Raw genomic sequence first — 19473 nt, 5'->3', positions numbered from 1 at the left:
CTGCATTCGATTGAAAGGAAGCCGACGAGTGGCCGGCTCCCTGTATTGGCTTTTAGGAGCTGCGGCGGCGGCGCAGCTGATCGAAGTAGACGATCACGATGATCAACAGGCCGGTGATGATGCGCTGCCAGAACGAGTTGACGTTGAGCAGGTTCGCGCCGTTGTTGATCGTCGCCAGGATGAACGCGCCGATCAGCGGGCCGTGCACCGAGCCGACCGCGCCGAACAGCGAGGTGCCGCCGATGACCGACGAGGCAATCGCCTGCAGTTCCCAACCGTCCGCCTGCGTGGCGTTGCCGATGGCGATACGCGATGCGAGCAGGACGCCGACAAAGGCCGCGAAAGTTGCCGACAGGATGTAGGCCATGTAGATGATGCCGTTGACCCGGACACCCGACAGACGCGCCGCTTCACGATTGGAGCCGACCGCGAAGAGATAGCGGCCCCAGCGGCTGAGATGCAGGAAGATGTAGGACGGGATCGCGACCAGCACGACCATCCAGAACAGGCTCGGGACGCCAAGGAAGTCGGCGCGGGCGAAGTTCGTGAAGGGCTCGTTGACGATGTTGATCGTCGAGCCGTTGGTGATCAGAAGCCCGATGCCGCGCAGCGACGTCAGCGTCGCCAGCGTGATGATGAAGGGTGGCAGGCCCATCTTGACGATGCCGAAGCCATGAAACACCCCGATACCGACGCCGATCAGAAGCGTGATCAGGATCGCGGCCCATACGGGGAAGCCCGCCTGCAGCAGCCATGCCAGGATAACCGTACAGAAGCCGACGATCGCGCCGACGGAAAGGTCGATGCCGGCGGTGATGATCACGAAGGTCTGGCCAAGCGCCAGGATCGCCGTCATCGCGCCCTGGCGCAGAAGGTTGGAGATGTTGAGCGGCGTCCAGAAGCTGGCGGTGACGACGCCGAGCAGGATCCACAGGAAGGCCAGGAGACCGATCAGGGTCAGGCCGAACAGGATATTGACCTTGCGGCGCGGCGGCGGCGCGGCGATCTCGGTGGGGGTTACGGTCATTTTCTCTCTCCCTCTTGTTCTTTTAGACGCCGATCGCTTCGCTCAGCACTTCTTCATGCGTGGCGGCATGGAAGTCGTGGCTCGCCACGAGTTGGCCGCTGCGGAACACATGCAGCCGATCCGCCAGTTCGTAGACCTCGGGCAGGTAGGAGGAGATGAGAATGATCCCCGCGCCCTGTTTCAGAAGCTTGGCGAACAGCCGGTAGATTTCAGCCTTCGTGCCGACATCGACGCCGACAGTCGGTTCGTCGAAGATGAAGAGCCGCGCCCCATGGCTCAGCCACTTGCCGATGACGACCTTCTGCTGGTTGCCACCCGACATCGCCGAAACCAGCACCCGCCGGCTGGGCGTTTTGATCGCGAGGTCGCGGATCTGCTGGTCGGCGTTCTGCGTCTCCTCACTGTGGCTGATGACGGGGCCCTTGCTCAGCCGCTTGAAGACCGGCAGGTTGATGTTGAGGCCGATCGGCAGGTTGAGGCAGAGGCCCTGGTCGCGGCGGCTTTCCGGCGCCAGCGCGATCCCGAGCTCCATTGCGGTGCGCTCGTCCTTGATGTTGACCTTCTTGCCCATCCAGTGGATTTCGCCGGCCGTGGTCTTCTCGCGGCCGTAGAGCCCGAGCGCGAACTCGCTGCGTCCGGCGCCGATCAGGCCGTAAAGTCCGACGATCTGTCCGGCTTTCACCGAAAGCGACACGTTCTCGAAGCCCGGCCCGGACAACCCGCGCACATCGACGATGGTTTCGCCGATCGCAATTTCTTCCTTGTGATAGATCTGCTCGATAGAGCGGTTGATCATCAGCGCGATCAGCTCGTTCTCGTTGGTCTCGCCGATATCGCGCGTTCCCACATGCGTGCCGTCGCGCAGAACGGAAACGCGGTCCGCCAACTCGAAGACTTCTTCCATGCGGTGGCTGATGTAGACGATCGTGACACCTTCGCTCTGCAGGCGGCGTATGAGCTTGAAGAGCTGCGCGGATTCCTGGCGCGTCAGATAGGCGGTCGGCTCGTCGAAGATCAGGAACTGCGTGCCGCGCATGGCGGCGCGCGCGGTCGCGACCAGCTGCTGCTGGCCGATCGTGAGATCGCTAAGCGGAACGCCTGCGGGCAGGCCGAAGCCGAGATCGTTGAGGACAGCCTGCGCCATCTTCTCCATCTCGCGCTTGCGCATCAGGCCGAATTGATTGACCTCGTCGCCGAGGAAAAGATTGGCCGCCACCGTCAGGTGCGGGCACAGAACGACTTCCTGGTGCACCGCGTTAATGCCGCGCGCGATCGCCTCGTTGGGCGTCGCCAGCGCGACCGGGTGTCCGCACCAGAAGATTTCGCCGGCCGTTCTTGTGATGACGCCAGTCAGAAGCTTGATCAGCGTCGACTTGCCGGCGCCGTTTTCGCCGACGATCGCGTGGATCTCGCCGGCAAGGAAGGTGACCGTTGCCGGCTTCAGCGCCTGCACATATCCGTAATTCTTCTGCAATCCCTTGAGTTCGAGGATCGGGGCACCCGCGGGCACGCGGTTCGCCTCCTTCAGCTTGGCGCTGTCATCGTGGCGATGACTGACCTCTTCCAGGCTCATTTGCGTCTCCTCCTCGCGAATTGCCATGTCGTCCTTCGCCGTCCGCTCCCTTGAGGAGTTCGGCCGAAGGGAAGAAGGGCCGTGCGAGATTGCTCCCGCACGGCGCTCGTCAGGTCGTTACTTGATCTTCGGGTTCAGGAGCGCGTCGATCTTCGGGTCGCTCATGTTCGCTTTGGTAACGAGGTTGGCGCCGGTATCGACGTTCTCCTCGACCTTTTCGCCCTTGGACACGGCAAGCGCGGTCTTCACGCCGTCATAGCCCATGCGATAGGGGTCCTGCACCACGAGGCCGGCAAGCGAGCCGTCCTTCAGGAAGCCGACAGTCTTGTCGTCGCTGTCAAACGCGATGACCTTGATCTTGTCGCCGAGCTTGTTTTCGGCGATCGCCTGGCCGACGCCCTGGCCGAGGATGAGGTTCGAAGCGAACACACCCACGAGGTTCGGGTTGGCGGTGATCAGGTCGGTCATCATGTTGAGGCCGGTCGTTGCCTGGCCGTCACCATACTTGTCGGCGATGAGCTTCAGGCCCGGATGCTTGGTCTTCAGCTGATCGAGGAAGCCTTCGCGGCGCTGCTCGAGCGAGCCGACGCCGGGCAGGTTGGTCAGGATGACGACTTCGCCTTCTTCCTTGCCGGTCATTTCCTTGATCGCCGCGGCCAGGCCGTCGGCTGCGATGCGGCCGCCCTGGACGTTATCGGTGGTGAGGAACGACTTGAAGGCCTTCGAATCCGCGCCGGAGTCGATACCGATGATCGGAACGGACTTTGCGGCTTCGTCGATCGGCTTGCCGAGCGCCTTGAATTCGGTCGGCGAGATGACGATCGCGGCCGGCTTGCCGGCAACGGCGTTCTCGAGAATGCTGATCTGGCCGTTCACGTCGGACTCGGCCTGTGCGCCGAGCTCGGGCACCTTGACGCCGAGATCCTGGCCTGCCTTGCGGGCACCGGCCAGCACGATCTGCCAGTAGAAGGACGTCGTATCCTTGACGATGATCGGAATGGTCACGTCTGCCGCAAAGGACGGCATCGGCACGGCTGTTGCCATGACGGCGGCGCCCGCGAGAGCGGTAAAGGTGCGACGCGAAAGAATGGACTTCATGCGCATGTTGGTTCTCCTCTCAGGTGCGTTCTCCTCCAGGAAATCTCTCGCGAACGCGAACGAGAGACTTTTATCGATAAAAAACATTTACGAGTTTGAAGCTAGCCGAGGCCTGCCTTGTTTGCAAGACTGCGCCGGATAAGCCCTTTGGCTCCTTCCGGACCAGTCCTGAACCCGCTTATCGATCGAGCCGCCGGCGTCAAAACGCCGGCAACTCCCCATTCCCAATCTCGTTGCCTTTTCCTCCGAGGCCAGACGTCCCTCCAAGACATCCGACCTGCAAGGCCTCGAGTTCGATTTATGAAACATAGGTTCCGCGCGAATGTCAATACGGAACGTTTATTCCGTTTCTATCCTTATCCCCAGAATACCTCGTCCGGCAGCACGACGCCTTTCTTCAAGATGATGTTGCCGTAGAGGCGAAACTCGGTGGTCGCGACGATATAGGCGGCCTTGCGCGACCGTTCATAGAAGGCGAAGCGCTCAAGCGTCGAAATGCCGAAATCGCCCGCGCGCTTGGACACAATGGTCTGAAATTCCTTGCAAACCTCGGGCACGGCGGTCGGATCACCCACCACTTCCATGACCCAGGCCGATTCCGGCACGAACGTATCGAGCGGCATATGCGTCAGGATCGCTTCCGCCATGGTCGTGGCACCGACGCCATCGGCGCGGATCATTTCCGGGCCCATGGAAAAAGACGGGAAGTTGGCGTCGGCGATGACGATCTCGTCCCCATGGCCCATGCGCGCGATCGCGCACAGTAGATCGGGGCTGAGGACGGGATGAATTCCTTTAAGCATTCTGTTTTTCCTTAAACGCGAACAGCATCGTCGCCGAGTGGCGGCGCAACGAGGGTGAAGCTATCGAATTCCGGATAGATCGTCTCCGGCAAAATCGGTGAGAAAAGGTCCATGTTGCGCGTCACGCTGGATGCCTTGCCGGTGCCGATCAGCACCGACGAGACAACAGGATCGCGCAGTGCGAACTGCAGCGCCGGCGCGGCGAGCGCGACGCCGTTCCTGGCTGCGACCGCTTCCATGCCGCGCACCTTGGCGAGCACCTCTTCGCTCGCCGGCATATAGTCGAAGTTCGACCCCGCCACCGCACCGGTCGCGAGAATGCCGGAGTTGAAGACACCGCCGACCACAAGCGACGTCCCCTTCTTGCGGCAGAGCGGCAGCAGTTCGGCTTCGGCCGAGCGGTCGAGCAGAGTGTAGCGGCCCGCCATCAGGATGCAGTCGATATCGGCATTGCGCATCACGTCGAGGCACACGGGCACCTCGTTGACACCAAGCCCGAAGGCCTTGATCGCGCCCGATGTCTTCAGTTCTTCCAGCGCCTTGATACCGGTATCGAGGAACTGCTTGAGATAGACGGCATTCTTCGCCGCGCCATGCGTATAGCCGCCGATATCGTGCACATAAAGAATGTCGATCCGGTTCAGCCCCAGCCGCGCGTAGCTGAATTCGACCGAGCGCATGATGCCGTCATAGGAATAGTCGTAATCGGCATCAAACGAGAGCGGATCGACATAAGAGTAGTCGGGAACCGTCCCCGTCGGCACTGGCCTGAGCAGCCGCCCGACCTTGGTGGAAAGCACCCATTCGCTTTCCGGTTTGCCGCGAAGGAAATCGCCGACATGGCGCTCGCCGAGCCCCAATCCATACCAGGGCGCCACGTCGAAATAGCGGATGCCGCTATCCCATGCCGCGTCGAGCGTTTCCATCGCCTGGTCTCGCGGGCAGGCGCGGTAAAGGCCGCCAAGGGCTGCGGCGCCGAAGCTCACTTCGGTCACCTCAAGCTCGGTCCGGCCGATCCTCCTCGTCTTCATCATTCCTCCCTGAAGACTGTCGATATTATTGATTAAAGCGTTGCTCCGAGATGCCAAGGCACGAATTCGTTATCGCCGTAGCCGAACTCCTCGCTCTTGGTCTTCTTGCCCGATGCCGTATCGATGATCAGGTCGAAGATCTCGCGCCCCTTGCCTGATATCGTCGCATCGCCGCTGGCGATCGTGCCACAGTCGATATCCATGTCCTCTTCCATCGAGGCGTAGAGTGCCGAATTGCTGGAGAGCTTGATCGACGGCGCCGGGCGACAGCCGAAGCAGCTGCCGCGGCCGGTGGTGAACGCGATCATGTTGGCGCCACCAGCGACCTGGCCGGTGGCCGAAACGGGATCGTAGCCGGGCGTGTCCATGAAGACGAGCCCGGGTGCGGTCACCCGTTCGGCATAGCCATAGACCGCCGTCAGCGGCGAACGCCCGCCCTTGGCCACAGCGCCGAGCGACTTTTCCAGAATGGTCGTCAGCCCGCCGCGCTTGTTGCCGGGGGAGGGGTTGTTGTCGAGCGAGGCGCCGTGCATCGCTACATATTTCTCCCACCAGACGATCTTTTCGTCGAGCTTGCGGGCGACCTCTTCGCTGACCGCGCGGCTGCGCAGCAAATGCTCGGCGCCGTAGATCTCGGAGGTTTCCGACAGGATCGCCGTGCCGCCGGCCGCAGCCAGAAGATCGGCCGCCACACCCAGCGCCGGATTGGCGGTAATCCCCGAGAAACCGTCGGAACCGCCGCACTGCATGCCGATGATGATGTCGCTGATCGGCAGCGGCACGCGCCGCTCGCGCCCGACATCGTCGGCGATCTCTTTCAGCATGCCCATGGCGCGCTCGACCGCACGGCGCGATCCGCCGGCATCCTGGATGTTGAAATGGCGCTTGGAATTGCCGGCGCCGCTCTGGCCGTAGAGCGTCAACTGGTTGACCTCGCAACCGAGCCCGATCATCAGCACGCCGCCGAAATTCACATGCCTGGTATAGCCGGCAAGCGTGCGGTGCAGAACGGCCATGCCGTCGCCTGTCGAGCTCATGCCGCAGCCCTGGTCGTGGACAATAGGCACGAAACCGTCGATGCCCTCGTAATGTGGCAGGATGGTGCGGTTGGCCTGGTCAGCAATGGCGCGACAGACCGTGGTGGAACAGTTCACGCTGGCGATTATGCCGATATAGTTGCGCGTCGCCGAGCGCCCGTCGGCACGCTTGTAGCCCATGAAGGTGCGCGCGCGGTCGGCCGCACTTGCTTCTTCCGGCGCCGAATTGGCGGTGGCGGCCAGTCGGTCGTTTTCGAAATGCAGGTTCTGGCTATGGATGTGTTGGCCGGCTTTGACGTCTGATGTCGTGCGCCCGATCGCCTGCCCGTACTTCACCACCGGCTGCCCAAGCGCGATATCGCTGAGCGCAATCTTGTGACCGGGGTCGATCTTCTCCAGCGTCGTTATCCCAGCCACCATCTCGCCGGCGGCGATCGGGGCCGTGGCCACCGCGACATTGTCGCCTGATGACAGGATAATCCAAGGGTCTTTCTTCAACGATCTTCTCCCTAGGGAAACACTCGCTGCATCGGCGAATGCGCATTGCTTTTGTTTTTTATCTACAATAAACATTTTCAAGTCAACGGGATTATTGATCCTGTGGACGAGGGAGGCAAACAGCCGCGGACGATCCAAAATAAGATAAGGATCGCCGAGAGATAAGCTCCTGCCACGCGCCGGCGCCCGCCATTCGCGGGCTTTCGCCGTGTGTCGCAGGGCAACAAGGCGGGGTGTGCATGGCGCGGCAAAACACGGTCTTCAAGGAAGCGTATAATCGCTATGTCGCGGCTCTGCGCGCCGATGAGACCCTGCCGTCCGAGCCCGATATCGCCGCCAAGCTCGGCATCAGCCGCAGCACCGCCCGCGCCATCCTGACCCGGCTGGACGAGGAAGGCATCATCAGCTGGAACAAGCGTCAGAAGGTGGTGTTGCGCACGCCGACCCACGCCGATCTCTTTCCCTCGGAAGAGACAGATTCCCTGCACAACATCATCGAGCGCAGCTTTATGCAACGCATCCTGTCGGACGACGCAGCCCCCGGCACCCAGATCAACGAGCTGGAACTTGCCCGCGACATCGGCACTGGCACGACGAGCGTGCGCGAATTCTTGATCCGCTTTTCGCGTTTCGGGCTGATCGAGAAACGGCCGAACAGCCACTGGATATTGAAGGGTTTTACCCGCGAATTCGCGCTGGAGCTCGCCGAAGTGCGAGAGATGTTCGAGCTCCACTCCGCCGCCGAATTCGGCCGGCTGCCTGCCGATAACGAAGCCTGGCGGGCACTGGCGGAGATCAAGGCCGAGCACCACGCCCTTCTTGAGGATCTCGACGGTCGCTACAAGGAATTCTCAGCCCTCGACGAGCGCTTCCATTTGCTGATCCACGGAGCCGCGAAGAACCGCTTCATCGCCGATTTCTACGACGCCATCGCCATCGTCTTCCACTATCACTACCAGTGGAACAAGGCCTTCGCCCGCCAGCGCAACGAACGCGCCATTCACGAGCATCTGGATTACATCGCCGCCCTTGAAGCAGGCGATCCCGCCGCGATCGACGCCGCCTGCAGGGTGCACCTGCGTTCGGCGCGCCAGACCTTGCTGCAATCCCTGCCGCAGACTTCGACCGACGGGGAAACGCTCGCGAAATAGTGCGGTGCGGCGCCATGCAGGCGAAAAAAAGCCCGCTCAAGGCGGGCCACGTCTCGCGAACTCAATACAATCGATAACGCAATACCAACGAGACAGCTCAACCTAACATCCCGCGCGCCGCCTTGCACTTCGCTCATTCGGATGAGGTTCGCAGGCTTGCATCAGGCAATGGGAGCACGCGCCGCTTACAGCGCTGCGTATCTTCGGCAGGCCAAAGCAGGTTCGTCAGCGACCACCTCAGCGCCGGGGAAAATCATTCCATCCGGAAGCGCGCGCCTTCGCGAACACGATCTGCGCCTCACGCCCCAGAAAGAGCAGGCCGAAGATGCCCAAAATCGTCAGGATATCCCACATGTACGCTCTCCCCATTGCGTTGCGGGCCGTGCCTCAGACCCCTCATGACACGGCCCGCCCAATCCAAACGCGACCGCCATCACGTTTCAGGACGATGGCACTCATATGCGACATCAATGCGTCGCGGTATCGCGAATTCTCGGGATGTGGCCGTTTGGCGCATCAACATATGTTCAAGTTCTGTTGAAGGGGTTTGGGCGTGCAATACCTGAGGCGTGCCAATTCAGTGATGCCGTCGCCCGGCTGAACCGCGAGCTCGACGTTCTCGATTCTGCGATGAAGCGGCTATATTCATTCGCCCCACGCGTAGCGTAACAGATCGACGATAGCCATTGACGCGGTCGAAAATGCCACGAGCGCTGCTAGGAAGCGATCCCTCCCCGATAGCCTGATCGTCGTCTCGATACGGTGACCGTCCCAGTAGACATCGCCGGTATCTTTGTGGATGCCAAATAAGGTAAGGCCGGAGATCGAGATTGGAACGACCCTATCCGGCCAGTCGCCAGGCGGGATGGCGTCAGAGACCTTCATTCGCCGCATCGCTTCCCAATCGATATTCTGCGTTTGTTGCTTGGGCACCATCGATCTCCCTGTCAGCGCTGTTTCTCGTCGGCGTAGCTTAGGCGGATCCTGTTCCTGTCCTCAAACCATTGGGCAGGCGTCCGTATCTGCTTCTGATCCATTCGCATGTACGGAAGGCATAGATCGGGGAATCGCTTATGCCAGTCGTTGATCCTGCTCTCGATACTCCGCGCTGCCGCTGTGATCTCGGTGGCCTTACTTGGATCGGTCTCCTTCTCGGCTCGGATGAGGTGCGGTAAAACCTCCCACATGGTCGTAGCAAGCTCGTTTATTGCGGCTACAACTTCCTCTCCGAATAAGAACCTCGCCTTCCGCTCCATTCGTCCTAAAGCACGGGCAATGGTTTTGATCTTAGTCGTAGGCGTTGCCGAGCGCATGTAGTCTCGGTGAAGCTCCATCACGTCATCGAAGAACGCCAGCCTGCGATCGAACAGATCAAGGACCACTTTCTGGTGCGCAGTTCGCCACTGCAGAAAGGCGATCACGGCAACGGCAACCGCGACAACGGGGGTGAGTAGAGCTTGAAAGGTCTGGATCCAGGTGGGCATCACTGCTGAGCCCGCCGATTAAAGGACGCGACAACATCGTTGTACTCGGCCACCGCCTGCTTGCTCTCGCTCTCGACGCAAGCCAGGTACTTCTCGACGGAAGCTTTGAACTGCTGGACCTCACGGCGGCAGGTGTCGAAGTCGAGGCTATCGGTGAATGGAAGGTAGCTTGACGCACAAAACGGCTTTTCGGGGCGCTTAAGCTGGCGGTCCTGCATGAGTGGTCGGAACTCGGAGCATTCAACGTCGAACGCTTTGGCGTCTGTGGACGCCATTATAGCCACTGCAAGTATCATGACCAACTTCATCCGCGATCCCCCGTTTCGACAACGTGTGGCAGACTGGGGGTTGAGCAGTCAATGCTACTTCGCCGAGAGCCTCACGCCTGGCCCGCCCTCGATTATCGCGCCCGCTCCGAGGAGGGATATGCTGGTGGAGGCGAAAGGTTCGCCCGGGCAACATTGGGCAGGCGTGTTGCCAAGAATTTTTGTAAATCTGCAGAATGTTACCCTAACCTTGCGCCTGGGCGGCGTCGAGGCAACAAAATCGGTGTAAGTTCTTAAAAAATGGTGCCGCTTGCAGGACTCGAACCTGCGACCCCATCATTACGAATGATGTGCTCTACCACCTGAGCTAAAGCGGCAATCCGGCGGGTGATTTGTGTTCGGCCCGCGATTTGCATGGCGCTGATACAAGCATTGTCGGAAGATTTCAAGCGCCCTGTCACGTCTTTGGCAAAAAAGAACGCGGCTGTGGAAATATCCCGCGCCGTCAAACCGGCGAGGGGAGTGCCAGTCGGTCGCGCGCCGCGTCATATTCCTTTTTCATGCGGTCCACGAGCGCTTCGACTGGCTCGACGGCCTTGATGGCGCCGATGCCCTGGCCGCTGCCCCATATGTCCTTCCATGCCTTGGCGCCGCCCACGGCCTGTTCGAAATCCATCTTCGAGGCGTCGGCGACCGGCAGGTTGTCGGGATCGAGGCCGACGGCCTTGACTGATGGTTTCAGGTAGTTGCCGGCGACGCCGGTGAAATAGTTGGAGTAGACGATATCGGTGGAAGCGCCATCGACGATCGCCTGCTTGTAGCTGTCGGAGGCGCGCGCCTCGTCGGTCGCGATGAAGGGGCTGCCGATATAGGCCATGTCGGCGCCCATCGCCTGCGCCGCCAGGATCGCGCCGCCATTGGCGATCGCGCCGGCAAGCAGAAGCGGGCCGTCGAACCATTCGCGGATTTCCTGCACCAGTGCAAACGGCGACAACGTACCGGCATGGCCGCCGGCGCCCGCCGCCACCGCGATCAGCCCGTCGGCGCCCTTGCGGATCGCCGAGTTGGCGTGGCGGTTGTTGATCACGTCATGCAGCACGATGCCGCCATAGGAATGCACGGCGGCATTCACCTCGGGCACGGCGCCGAGCGAGGAGATGACGATCGGCACCTTGTATTTGACGCAGAGCATCAGGTCGTGCTCCAGCCGCTTGTTCGACGTGTGGACGATCTGGTTGACGGCAAAGGGTGCGGCGGGCCTATCCGGATTGGCGGCGTCGTGCGCTGCGAGATCCTCTGTCATCATCGCAAGCCATTCGTCGAGCTGGCTTTCCGGCCGCGCGTTGAGCGCCGGGAATGCGCCGATGACACCGGCCTTGCACTGCGCCAGCGTTAGCGCCGGGTGCGAGATGATGAACAACGGAGAGGCCACCACAGGCAGTCTGAGGTTTCGCGTCAGGATCGAGGGCAGGGCCATGGGTCACCGTGAAGAATTGACGTTTACGAAAACGTCAATGTGATAGCAGAGAGTTTTCGCCAGGAAAAGACCGTGTCGCGGTTCCGCCAACATCGCTTGCTCTATAAAAAGGCCTGCCTTTCGGTATTATCCCCTGATGAAAGGGGCGTTCGGCAGCCTCAGCCTTGCGGTTTGCGACATCAGCCGCTACCGCAGGGACATATTGTTAAGCATAATGACGCCTGTCATCAGAACGAAGGACCGGACGTGAGCGGATTAGAAACGGCTATCAGAACGGCGTTAGACAATGCCGATCGCGACAATCCCGAAGTCCGAGCCAAGATCTATCAATCCGCGCGCCAGGCGCTGGAAGCCGGCCTGCGCAAGCAGGACGTCACCGATACCAACGCGATCGCCCATCATCGCCACCGTCTGGAAACGACGATCCACATGATCGAGGCGGAGGAGCGACAGCGCCTTCATCCGCGCCAGGGGCCGCCCGAGGTGCCTGTGCCGCCCGTGGTCGATATCCCGCCGCCGCCACCCCCTCGCGCGCCTGACGATTTCGACAGCCCCACAATCGGCGGCGAAACGCGGGCGCCCGCGCCTGACGTCATGGTCGCCGACAATCGCTACGAAGAGGACTCCGGCCTCGGCGGCCTGCATGCAGGCGATGCGGATCATCTGGCGGCGGCTCCCGAACCCTTCGTGGCCGAGAAAAAGCCGGCCAACATGGATTTCCGGCCTGAGCGCGCCGTCGCCCGCCGCAAGCCGCGCAAGTTCTTCTCGCGCCTGCTCGTCTGGTGCGTCCTGCTCGCCTTCATTGGCATGGGCGCCTGGTGGGCGCACACGTCTGGCCTGCTGATGACGGCGGCCGAGCGCGATACCAGCGTCGCCAATCCGCCCGCCACCACCGCGCCGGAGGATTTCAACGGCGCGAGTGACAATCACACCGCCGACAGCGACGCAAGCCAGGCGCCGGTCATCGATCCGCAGAATTCCTTCTCCGCCGCCTGGCTCGAAATCTTCAAGCCGTCGGATGCCAACAAGATCGTCAAGGGCGCGCAGTCGCGCGTCGAGAGCATTGCCGAAAACGATGGTCCGGCCGTGCGCCTGACCTCGCAAAGTGCCGGCGCCGACGGCAATGTCGGCATCAGCGTTCCGCCCGATATCCTGCAGCAGCTCGCCGGCAAGTCCTCGACGATCGCGGTCACTTTGCAATCGACCTCCGACGAGCCGACGCAGATCACCGTCGAATGCGACTTCCAGTCGCTCGGCGATTGCGCCCGCCACCGCTTCACGGTCAACCGCGAGAAGTCGGACGTTCTCCTGCAGGTCCGCTTCGATCGCTCGCTCGCGCCGACCTCTGCCGGCACGCTTTTGATCAACAGCGATGTGGACGGCAAGGCGAGGGGCATCAACCTCTACGCCGTGCGCATCCTGCCCGGCCAATAAGTCGGTCGGGCAAGACGCTCAGATAACGCACTTGGCTGAGGTCACTTCAGAAACTTCGGCCCCTGGCCGATGATCTTGTCGTCGAGCTTGCCGATAGCGTCCTTGTCCTTGCCGTCGTAATCGATCGTCTTCAGTATGTGGCGGATGAGGTTCAATCGGGCGCGGCGCTTGTCGTTGGCGTGAACGACGGTCCAGGGCGCGAATTCCGTATGCGTTTCCTTCAGCATCCGGTCGCGCTTTTCGCTGTAGTCGTCCCATTTGGTCAGCGCCGCGATATCCATCGACGACAGCTTCCACACCTTCCGGGGATCGTGGCGCCGGTCATGAAACCGCTTCAGCTGCATCTCGCGGCCGATGTCCAGATAGAACTTGAAGAAGAAGATGCCCTCGTGGCTGATCACCTTCTCGATCTGCGGCGCTTGCGCGAGAAAATCCTCATATTGTTTCGGCGTGCAGAAGCCCATGATCGGCTCGACGCCGGCGCGGTTGTACCAGGAGCGGTCGAAGAGCACGAACTCGCCGGCTGTCGGAAACTGCGCGATGTAGCGCTGGAAATACCATTGCCCGGCCTCGCGGTCGGTGGGTTTGGTCAGCGCCACCACGCGGGCGAGGCGAGGGTTCATGTGGGCGGAAGAGGCGGAAATCGCGCCACCCTTGCCGGCGGCGTCGCGGCCTTCGAACAGCGCCATCACGCGCTTGCCGGTCGCCTGCAGCCAGAACTGCACCTTCACCAGCTCGATCTGAAGCGCCTTGAGCTCTTCGAGATACTCTTCTTCCTTGAGCTTCTTGTTGTAAGGGAAGTCGCCCGATTTCAGCGCCTCCTCGTCCACCCAGTCGGGCAGCACCGGATCGTCCACGTCGAAGACGCGCTTCTTGCCCCTGATATCCAGTTCGACTGCTCTGCTTTCGACATCTTCCGACATGGCGATCCTCCTCGGTATGTGCGTAGCCGCCAAGGCGAACATATTTCCTTTTGAAAATCAAACCTCTCGGCATCAGTAAAAATTATGTGCGCAGTCGGGGTGCATTGTCGGTTTGCTGGCGGCATCGGTAAACTTCTGTCATGAAAGAGCGCTATCAGGCGAAGTTTGATAGCCAACGAAGAACGAATCGACGTCGCGAGGGGCACTTGGAACAGCAAACGCCATGGACGGCCAAACTGACGGCGAAGCTCCGTCGGGAGAGCTTCGTGCTTCTCGTCGCGCTGGCGATTGCGTTCATCGCGGTGGCCGCTGGCATGAACGGCTGGGGCGTGCTGGGCCTGCTGGCGATCATGCTGCTTGCCATCATGTGCTCGTCCGAGCCGCGTCCCCGGGTGGCCTCCGCCCCGCCAGCGTCCGAGGTTGAGGAACCGGCCGCGCGCAGTCTTCTGCCCGAGGTGTCGGCGACGCTTTCGGCGCTCGACATTCCCGTCATGGTGCTGGCCGGCGATGCCTCCGTGCTGTTCCAGAACCGCGCCGCTGAAAGGGCCTTCGGAGAAATGGTCATCGGGGCGCATATCTCGGCACGCCTGCGTTCGCCCGGCATTCTCGACATGGTTCGCGAAACCATCGTCACCAACGCGCCGAACCAGATCGAGCACTCCGAACGCCTGCCGTCGGAGCGCGTCTATATTGTCCGCAGCTCGCCGGTCGAGCTCGGCGCCGTTGGCGGTGCCAGCCATGGCGCAAGCGAGCGCCTTTTCGTCCTGTCCTTCCGTGACATATCCGAAGTGCGCCGCATCGACCGCATGCGCTCGGATTTCGTGGCGAACGCCAGCCACGAGCTGCGCACGCCGCTTGCCTCGCTGCGCGGCTTCATTGAAACCATCCAGGGGCCGGCGAAAAGCGATTTCAAGGCGCAGGAACGCTTCCTCGGCATTATGTTCGACCAGACGACGCGCATGAGCCGCTTGGTCGACGACCTCTTGTCCCTGTCACGCCTGGAGTTGAAGTCGCATATCGCGCCGGATGAGAAGGTGGATCTCGTCCCGCTGCTTGGTCATGTCCGGGATGCGCTTCTACCCCTCGCCAACGATGTCGGCGTCGATATCCAGCTGCACCTGCCGGAAGGCCGAGCCGAGGTGGCGGGTGATCGCGATGAGCTGGTGCAGGTGTTTGAAAACCTGATCGAAAACGCCTGCAAGTATGGCCAGGAAGGCAAACTCGTTGAGGTCTTCCTGAAAAATGGCCCCAGCGGACCCGTCGAGGTCACCGTCGTCGACAAGGGACCGGGTATCCCGGCCGAACACGTGCCACGCCTGACGGAGCGCTTCTATCGCGTTAGCATCGAGGATAGCCGCTCCAAGAAGGGCACCGGCCTCGGGCTTGCCATCGTCAAGCACATCCTCACGCGCCACCGCGCGCGTCTGATCGTCAAGTCCGAGGTCGGCAAGGGAACGAGCTTTACCGTCCGGTTTTGACATAAAAGACAGTCCGGTCTTTATGAAGTTTGATTTTGTCTATGAATTTCAATTGCATAGACTGTCATAAATGTTTCACTGAACTGACATAAAAGCTCTTGTCATCAGAGGCTAAAGAATGCGTGCCGCTGACAGAGACGGCACCGTCAAAGGGCCGTTCAGGCCCCACCCAGACAGTTATAAGCCCGGGAGACTATTATGAACGCTTTTAAACTCACGGTCGCTGCACTTGCTGCTTCCGCCGCTTTCGCAGGCGCGGCTGTTGCTCGCGACCAGGTCCAGGTCAGTGGTTCGTCCACCGTTCTGCCTTACGCCAAGATCGTTGCCGAAACCTTCGGCGAAACCTTCAAGGACTTCAAGACGCCGGTCGTTGAATCCGGTGGCACCGGCGCTGGCCTCAAGGAATTCTGCAAGGGCGTAGGCCCTGACACGATCGACGTTGCCAACGCTTCGCGTCCGATCAACGCCAAGGAACTGGAAGCCTGCAAGACCGCCGGCGTTACCGACATCCAGGAAGTCAAGATCGGCTACGACGGCATCGTCTTCGCAACCGACTCGTCCAACCCTGACGTCGCTTACGAGCCGGCCGACCTCTACAAGGCTCTCGCTGCTCAGGTTGTTGTCGACGGCAAGCTCGTCGCAAACCCCTACAAGAAGTGGTCTGAAGTCAACTCGAAGCTCCCGGCTGTTGATATCGCTGCCTACATCCCAGGCGAAAAGCACGGCACCCGCGAAGTGTTCGAACTGAACGTTCTCGCTGCTGGCTGCAAGGATAGCGGCGCTCTCGACGTGATCTCCAAGGAAATCACCGACAAGGCTGCCCAGAGCAAGGCTTGCGTTGCAGTTCGTAAGGACGGCGCTGCAGTCGACATCGACGGCGACTATCCGGAAACGCTGGCACGCATCGCTGCCAACAAGACCGGTGTTGGCGTATTCGGCCTCTCCTTCTACGAAAACAACGCTGACAAGCTGAAGGTCGCTACCGTCAAGGGTATCGTTCCGAGCCCGGAAACGATCGCTGACGGCACCTACCCGGTTTCCCGTCCGCTGTTCTTCTACGTCAAGAAGGCTCACCTGGGCGTTATCCCGGGCCTGAAGGAATACGTAAACTTCTTCGTATCCGACCAGATGGTTGGCCCTGACAGCCCGCTCGTCGAGTACGGCCTGGTTGCTGCTCCGGACGCTGAGCGCGAAGCGACCCGCAAGGCAGTCGAAGACGGCAAGACCATGTAATAAACTTTGCCGGCGCGATCCAAAGGGTCGCGCCGGCATCGCCTTTGTCCGCTCTAAGGGAGCGGTAAAGCTGAACTACTCCATGATTGGAAGCCGAGATGGCCGAAGCGCCGTTTCGCTCTTGGGGGCCGAGGGCCTGGGGGACCTTAACGAATGAGTACATCCGTCTTACTCTTGTGCCTCGTTGTGCTTGGCGCGGTTGCCTTTGTGGCAGCACGCAGCCGCGCGACGGCGCTTGCCGGAGGTAAATCCTCGGCACTGCACTCCCGGCCTGGCTACTACGGTGCCTATGCCGCAATCTGGGCTATCCTGCCTGCGCTCATCGTTCTGTGCGCCTGGCTTGCGATCAGCCCCTCCATCATCGAATCCTCCGTTCGCGGCGGCTTTCCTGAAGACGTCAAGGCTCAGTCTGCGGCTCAGCAGAACCTGAACTACGGCATGGTCAGCGCCATCGCCCGCGGTCTGCCTCAGCTCGCGAGCGAAGACGTTGCCGCAGGCGTCGGCGATCCCGCCGGTCTCCAGGCCAAGCTCGCCGCCAAGGGCGTTCCGCTCGCCGGCGTACCGCAGCCTTACATGATCGAAGGCGCTCAGAAGCTGAACACCGAAAGCGGCATCAGCCGCCTGATCATGACGCTGGTCGTTATCGCGCTCGGCGTCGCCGGTGGCTTCTATGCCCTGCGCGAAGTCGCCCCCCGTTTCCGGGCCCGCAACCGCGTCGAGCGCGTCATGCTCTGGGGTCTGCTGCTCGCATCCTCCATCGCCATCCTGACCACCGTCGGCATCGTCATGTCGATGCTGACGGAAGCCGCCCACTTCTTCGCTGAAGTTCCGGCCGCCGACTTCTTCTTCGGTACCGTCTGGGATCCGCGCTTTGCCGGCGCCGGCAGCTCGTCCTTCGGCCAGTTCGGCCTCATCCCGCTGCTGCTCGGCACGCTCTACATCGGCTTCGTCGCCATGCTGGTCGCGGTTCCGGTCGGCCTCTTCGCGGCCATCTACATGGCGGAATACGCGGCTCCCAAGGTTCGGGGTATCGCCAAGCCGCTGCTCGAAGTCCTGGCCGGTATCCCGACCATCGTCTACGGCTTCTTCGCCCTCGTCACCGTCGGCCCCTTCCTGCGCGACCTCTCGTCCCAGGTGAACGGCCTTCTGACCGGCGATTACAGCAACTTCATCCAGGCACAGAGCGTTCTGACCGCCGGTATCGTCATGGGCATTATGCTGATCCCATACGTCTCCTCGCTGTCTGACGACATCATCACCGCCGTGCCGCGCGCTCTGCGTGACGGTTCTCTCGGCCTCGGCGCCACGCGTTCGGAAACGATCAAGAAGGTCGTTCTCCCCGCCGCGCTGCCGGGCATCGTCGGCGCCCTCCTGATGACCGCCTCGCGCGCCATCGGCGAGACCATGATCGTCGTGCTTGCGGCCGGTGTCGCCGCCCGCATCCAGATCAATCCGTTCGAGCCGATGACGACGGTGACGGTCAAGATCGTCAACCAGCTGACGGGTGACCTTGAGTTCACCTCGCCGCAGACGCTGGTTGCCTTCGCGCTTGGCATCACGCTGTTCTTCATCACGCTTTGCCTTAACATCTACGCGCTCTTCATTGTGCGCAAATACCGGGAGCAGTACGAATGACGGACGTTGTTTCCTCCGGACAGGGCGTCGTCGTCTCCAAGGCGCCGGCCCGCCGCGACATCGGCATCAAGCGTCGCTACGCCGCCGAACGCCGCTTCCAGGCCTATGGCATCGCTGCCATCTCCTTCGGTCTGATCTTCCTGGCCATCCTGCTCACGACGGTCATCCGTCAGGGCTACACGGCCTTCGCGCAGACCTCGATCACCCTGCCGATCGAGTTCTCCGAAAAGGTGCTCGACCCCAACAACAAGCGCGCCACCGACCCGTCGGTGCTGATCGCCGCCAACTATCCGGTGCTGATCCGCGACGCCATGGTCAAGACGCTCGGCATCAACGCCCAGAGCCGTCCGGAAACGCGCGACGCCACCGCGATGATCTCCAAGGGCGCGCCGATCGTGCTCCGCGACATGGTCGTTGCCGATCCGTCGCTCATCGGCAAGACGGTCAACGTCACGCTTCTCGCAGACGCCAATGTCGACTCGGCCATCAAGGGCCAGATCGACCTGACGGTTGACGAGAAGAACCGCAAGGTCAACGACCGCCAGGTCGGCTGGATGCAGCAGATGGCAGCCAGCGGCACGCTCCACAAGGAGTTCAACACCGGCCTCTTCGTCAACGGCAACTCCAGCCGTCCGGAAGCCGCAGGTCTCGGCGTCGCCCTCATCGGCTCGCTCTACCTGATGTTGATCGTTCTTGCCTTGTCGCTGCCGATCGGCGTCGCCGCTTCGATCTATCTCGAAGAGTTCGCGCCGAAGAACAAGCTGACCGACCTGATCGAGGTCAACATCAATAACCTCGCGGCCGTTCCGTCGATCGTCTACGGTCTGCTCGGTCTCGCCGTCTTCATCAACTTCGCAGGCCTGCCGCGCTCCGCGTCGCTGGTCGGCGGTCTGGTGCTGACGCTGATGACGCTGCCGACCATCATCATCGCCACCCGCGCAGCACTGCGCGCCGTGCCCCCTTCGATCCGTGCGGCCGCTCTCGGCCTCGGCGCTTCGAAGATGCAGATGGTGTTCCACCACGTCCTGCCGCTGGCAATGCCTGGCATCCTGACCGGCACCATCATCGGTCTGGCGCACGCGCTCGGTGAAACCGCGCCGCTGCTCCTGATCGGCATGGTCGCCTTCGTTGCCAATGCGCCTGCCACCCCGATGGATCCCTCCACGGCTCTGCCGGTGCAGGTTTACATGTGGGCAAACGAAGCCGAACGCGCTTTTGTCGAGCGCACGTCCGGCGCCATCATCGTCCTGCTCCTGTTCCTGATCGTCATGAACCTCGGAGCCATCCTCTTGCGTCGTCGCTTTGAGCGCCGCTGGTAAACGGAG

At 61.5% G+C, this 19473-nt stretch carries 18 protein-coding genes and 1 tRNA gene; 7 read left to right on the top strand and 12 right to left on the bottom strand.

Annotated elements, in window-relative coordinates:
- Positions 1 to 52 precede the first annotated feature (52 nt).
- The 6 genes from ACIQUB_RS13980 to ACIQUB_RS13955 all read right to left on the bottom strand — a co-directional run bounded on the left by ACIQUB_RS13980 (position 53) and on the right by ACIQUB_RS13955 (position 7067).
- On the bottom strand, positions 53 to 1027 hold the full coding sequence (locus ACIQUB_RS13980) for an ABC transporter permease (protein WP_047507192.1): 975 nt from the start codon (positions 1025 to 1027) through the stop codon (positions 53 to 55).
- 22 nt (positions 1028 to 1049) lie between these two features.
- Positions 1050 to 2600, bottom strand: a complete 1551-nt coding sequence (locus tag ACIQUB_RS13975; protein ID WP_113235874.1) for a sugar ABC transporter ATP-binding protein — start codon at positions 2598 to 2600, stop codon at positions 1050 to 1052.
- 117 nt (positions 2601 to 2717) lie between these two features.
- Positions 2718 to 3704 (bottom strand): ABC transporter substrate-binding protein, encoded by a 987-nt coding sequence (locus tag ACIQUB_RS13970; RefSeq protein WP_018898290.1) that lies wholly within the window; start codon positions 3702 to 3704, stop codon positions 2718 to 2720.
- A 350-nt stretch (positions 3705 to 4054) separates the two neighbouring features.
- Complete coding sequence (locus ACIQUB_RS13965; RefSeq protein ID WP_113235875.1) at positions 4055 to 4501, bottom strand: RbsD/FucU domain-containing protein; 447 nt, start codon at positions 4499 to 4501, stop codon at positions 4055 to 4057.
- 11 nt (positions 4502 to 4512) lie between these two features.
- Positions 4513 to 5532 carry an aldo/keto reductase gene (locus ACIQUB_RS13960; protein ID WP_113235876.1) on the bottom strand — a complete coding sequence of 340 codons (1020 nt, stop codon included), beginning with the start codon at positions 5530 to 5532 and terminating at the stop codon, positions 4513 to 4515.
- A gap of 32 nt (positions 5533 to 5564) precedes the next feature.
- A complete protein-coding gene (locus ACIQUB_RS13955) occupies positions 5565 to 7067 on the bottom strand; it encodes an altronate dehydratase family protein (protein ID WP_113235877.1) in 1503 nt (500 codons plus the stop codon).
- 239 nt (positions 7068 to 7306) lie between these two features.
- Between ACIQUB_RS13955 and ACIQUB_RS13950 the strand changes: the two genes are divergently transcribed.
- Positions 7307 to 8218, top strand: coding sequence for a GntR family transcriptional regulator (locus ACIQUB_RS13950; protein ID WP_113235878.1), 912 nt, complete (start codon positions 7307 to 7309; stop codon positions 8216 to 8218).
- 645 nt (positions 8219 to 8863) lie between these two features.
- Here ACIQUB_RS13950 and ACIQUB_RS13945 read toward each other — a convergent pair.
- From ACIQUB_RS13945 to ACIQUB_RS13935, 3 genes are read right to left on the bottom strand one after another with little or no spacing between them, the layout of a single operon-like run.
- Positions 8864 to 9151 carry a hypothetical protein gene (locus ACIQUB_RS13945; protein WP_402930340.1) on the bottom strand — a complete coding sequence of 96 codons (288 nt, stop codon included), beginning with the start codon at positions 9149 to 9151 and terminating at the stop codon, positions 8864 to 8866.
- Between the two features lie 14 nt (positions 9152 to 9165).
- Positions 9166 to 9702 (bottom strand): hypothetical protein, encoded by a 537-nt coding sequence (locus ACIQUB_RS13940; protein WP_113235880.1) that lies wholly within the window; start codon positions 9700 to 9702, stop codon positions 9166 to 9168.
- Positions 9702 to 9998, bottom strand: coding sequence for a hypothetical protein (locus ACIQUB_RS13935; protein ID WP_162737373.1), 297 nt, complete (start codon positions 9996 to 9998; stop codon positions 9702 to 9704). Before ACIQUB_RS13935 ends, ACIQUB_RS13940 begins: the two co-directional genes overlap by 1 nt.
- On the opposite strand from ACIQUB_RS13935, the gene ACIQUB_RS13930 reads away from it, so the two are divergent.
- On the top strand, positions 9997 to 10257 hold the full coding sequence (locus ACIQUB_RS13930; protein WP_162737374.1) for a hypothetical protein: 261 nt from the start codon (positions 9997 to 9999) through the stop codon (positions 10255 to 10257). The genes ACIQUB_RS13935 and ACIQUB_RS13930 overlap by 2 nt on opposite strands.
- A gap of 12 nt (positions 10258 to 10269) precedes the next feature.
- On the opposite strand, the gene ACIQUB_RS13925 is transcribed toward ACIQUB_RS13930, so the two are convergent.
- Positions 10270 to 10345, bottom strand: a tRNA-Thr gene (locus ACIQUB_RS13925).
- Between the two features lie 128 nt (positions 10346 to 10473).
- Positions 10474 to 11445: an NAD(P)H-dependent flavin oxidoreductase gene (locus ACIQUB_RS13920; RefSeq protein ID WP_402930337.1), complete on the bottom strand. Its 972-nt coding sequence runs from the start codon at positions 11443 to 11445 to the stop codon at positions 10474 to 10476.
- 246 nt (positions 11446 to 11691) lie between these two features.
- Here ACIQUB_RS13920 and ACIQUB_RS13915 point away from each other — a divergent pair, with 246 nt between their 5' ends.
- Positions 11692 to 12879, top strand: coding sequence for a hypothetical protein (locus tag ACIQUB_RS13915; protein WP_402930335.1), 1188 nt, complete (start codon positions 11692 to 11694; stop codon positions 12877 to 12879).
- A 41-nt stretch (positions 12880 to 12920) separates the two neighbouring features.
- Here ACIQUB_RS13915 and ppk2 read toward each other — a convergent pair whose 3' ends face one another.
- The gene (gene ppk2 / locus ACIQUB_RS13910) at positions 12921 to 13802 is read right to left on the bottom strand and encodes a polyphosphate kinase 2 (RefSeq protein WP_018898300.1); all 882 of its coding nucleotides are present in this window, start codon (positions 13800 to 13802) and stop codon (positions 12921 to 12923) included.
- 206 nt (positions 13803 to 14008) lie between these two features.
- Here ppk2 and phoR point away from each other — a divergent pair, with 206 nt between their 5' ends.
- The 4 genes from phoR to pstA all read left to right on the top strand — a co-directional run bounded on the left by phoR (position 14009) and on the right by pstA (position 19467).
- A complete protein-coding gene (gene phoR / locus ACIQUB_RS13905) occupies positions 14009 to 15280 on the top strand; it encodes a phosphate regulon sensor histidine kinase PhoR (RefSeq protein ID WP_402930332.1) in 1272 nt (423 codons plus the stop codon).
- Between the two features lie 198 nt (positions 15281 to 15478).
- Positions 15479 to 16513, top strand: coding sequence for a substrate-binding domain-containing protein (locus ACIQUB_RS13900; RefSeq protein ID WP_113239133.1), 1035 nt, complete (start codon positions 15479 to 15481; stop codon positions 16511 to 16513).
- Between the two features lie 153 nt (positions 16514 to 16666).
- Positions 16667 to 18148 carry a phosphate ABC transporter permease subunit PstC gene (gene pstC / locus ACIQUB_RS13895; RefSeq protein WP_402930330.1) on the top strand — a complete coding sequence of 494 codons (1482 nt, stop codon included), beginning with the start codon at positions 16667 to 16669 and terminating at the stop codon, positions 18146 to 18148.
- A complete protein-coding gene (gene pstA / locus ACIQUB_RS13890) occupies positions 18145 to 19467 on the top strand; it encodes a phosphate ABC transporter permease PstA (RefSeq protein ID WP_402930328.1) in 1323 nt (440 codons plus the stop codon). The genes pstC and pstA overlap by 4 nt, the downstream gene beginning before the upstream one ends.
- Positions 19468 to 19473: the final 6 nt, after the last annotated feature.

Origin of the sequence: Rhizobium sp. NPDC090275, assembly GCF_044772225.1 — a bacterium.
Classification (GTDB): Bacteria; Pseudomonadota; Alphaproteobacteria; order Rhizobiales; family Rhizobiaceae; genus Rhizobium.
The sequence above is the reverse complement of the archived record's forward strand: the minus strand, read 5'-3'. Positions and strand labels throughout refer to the sequence as shown.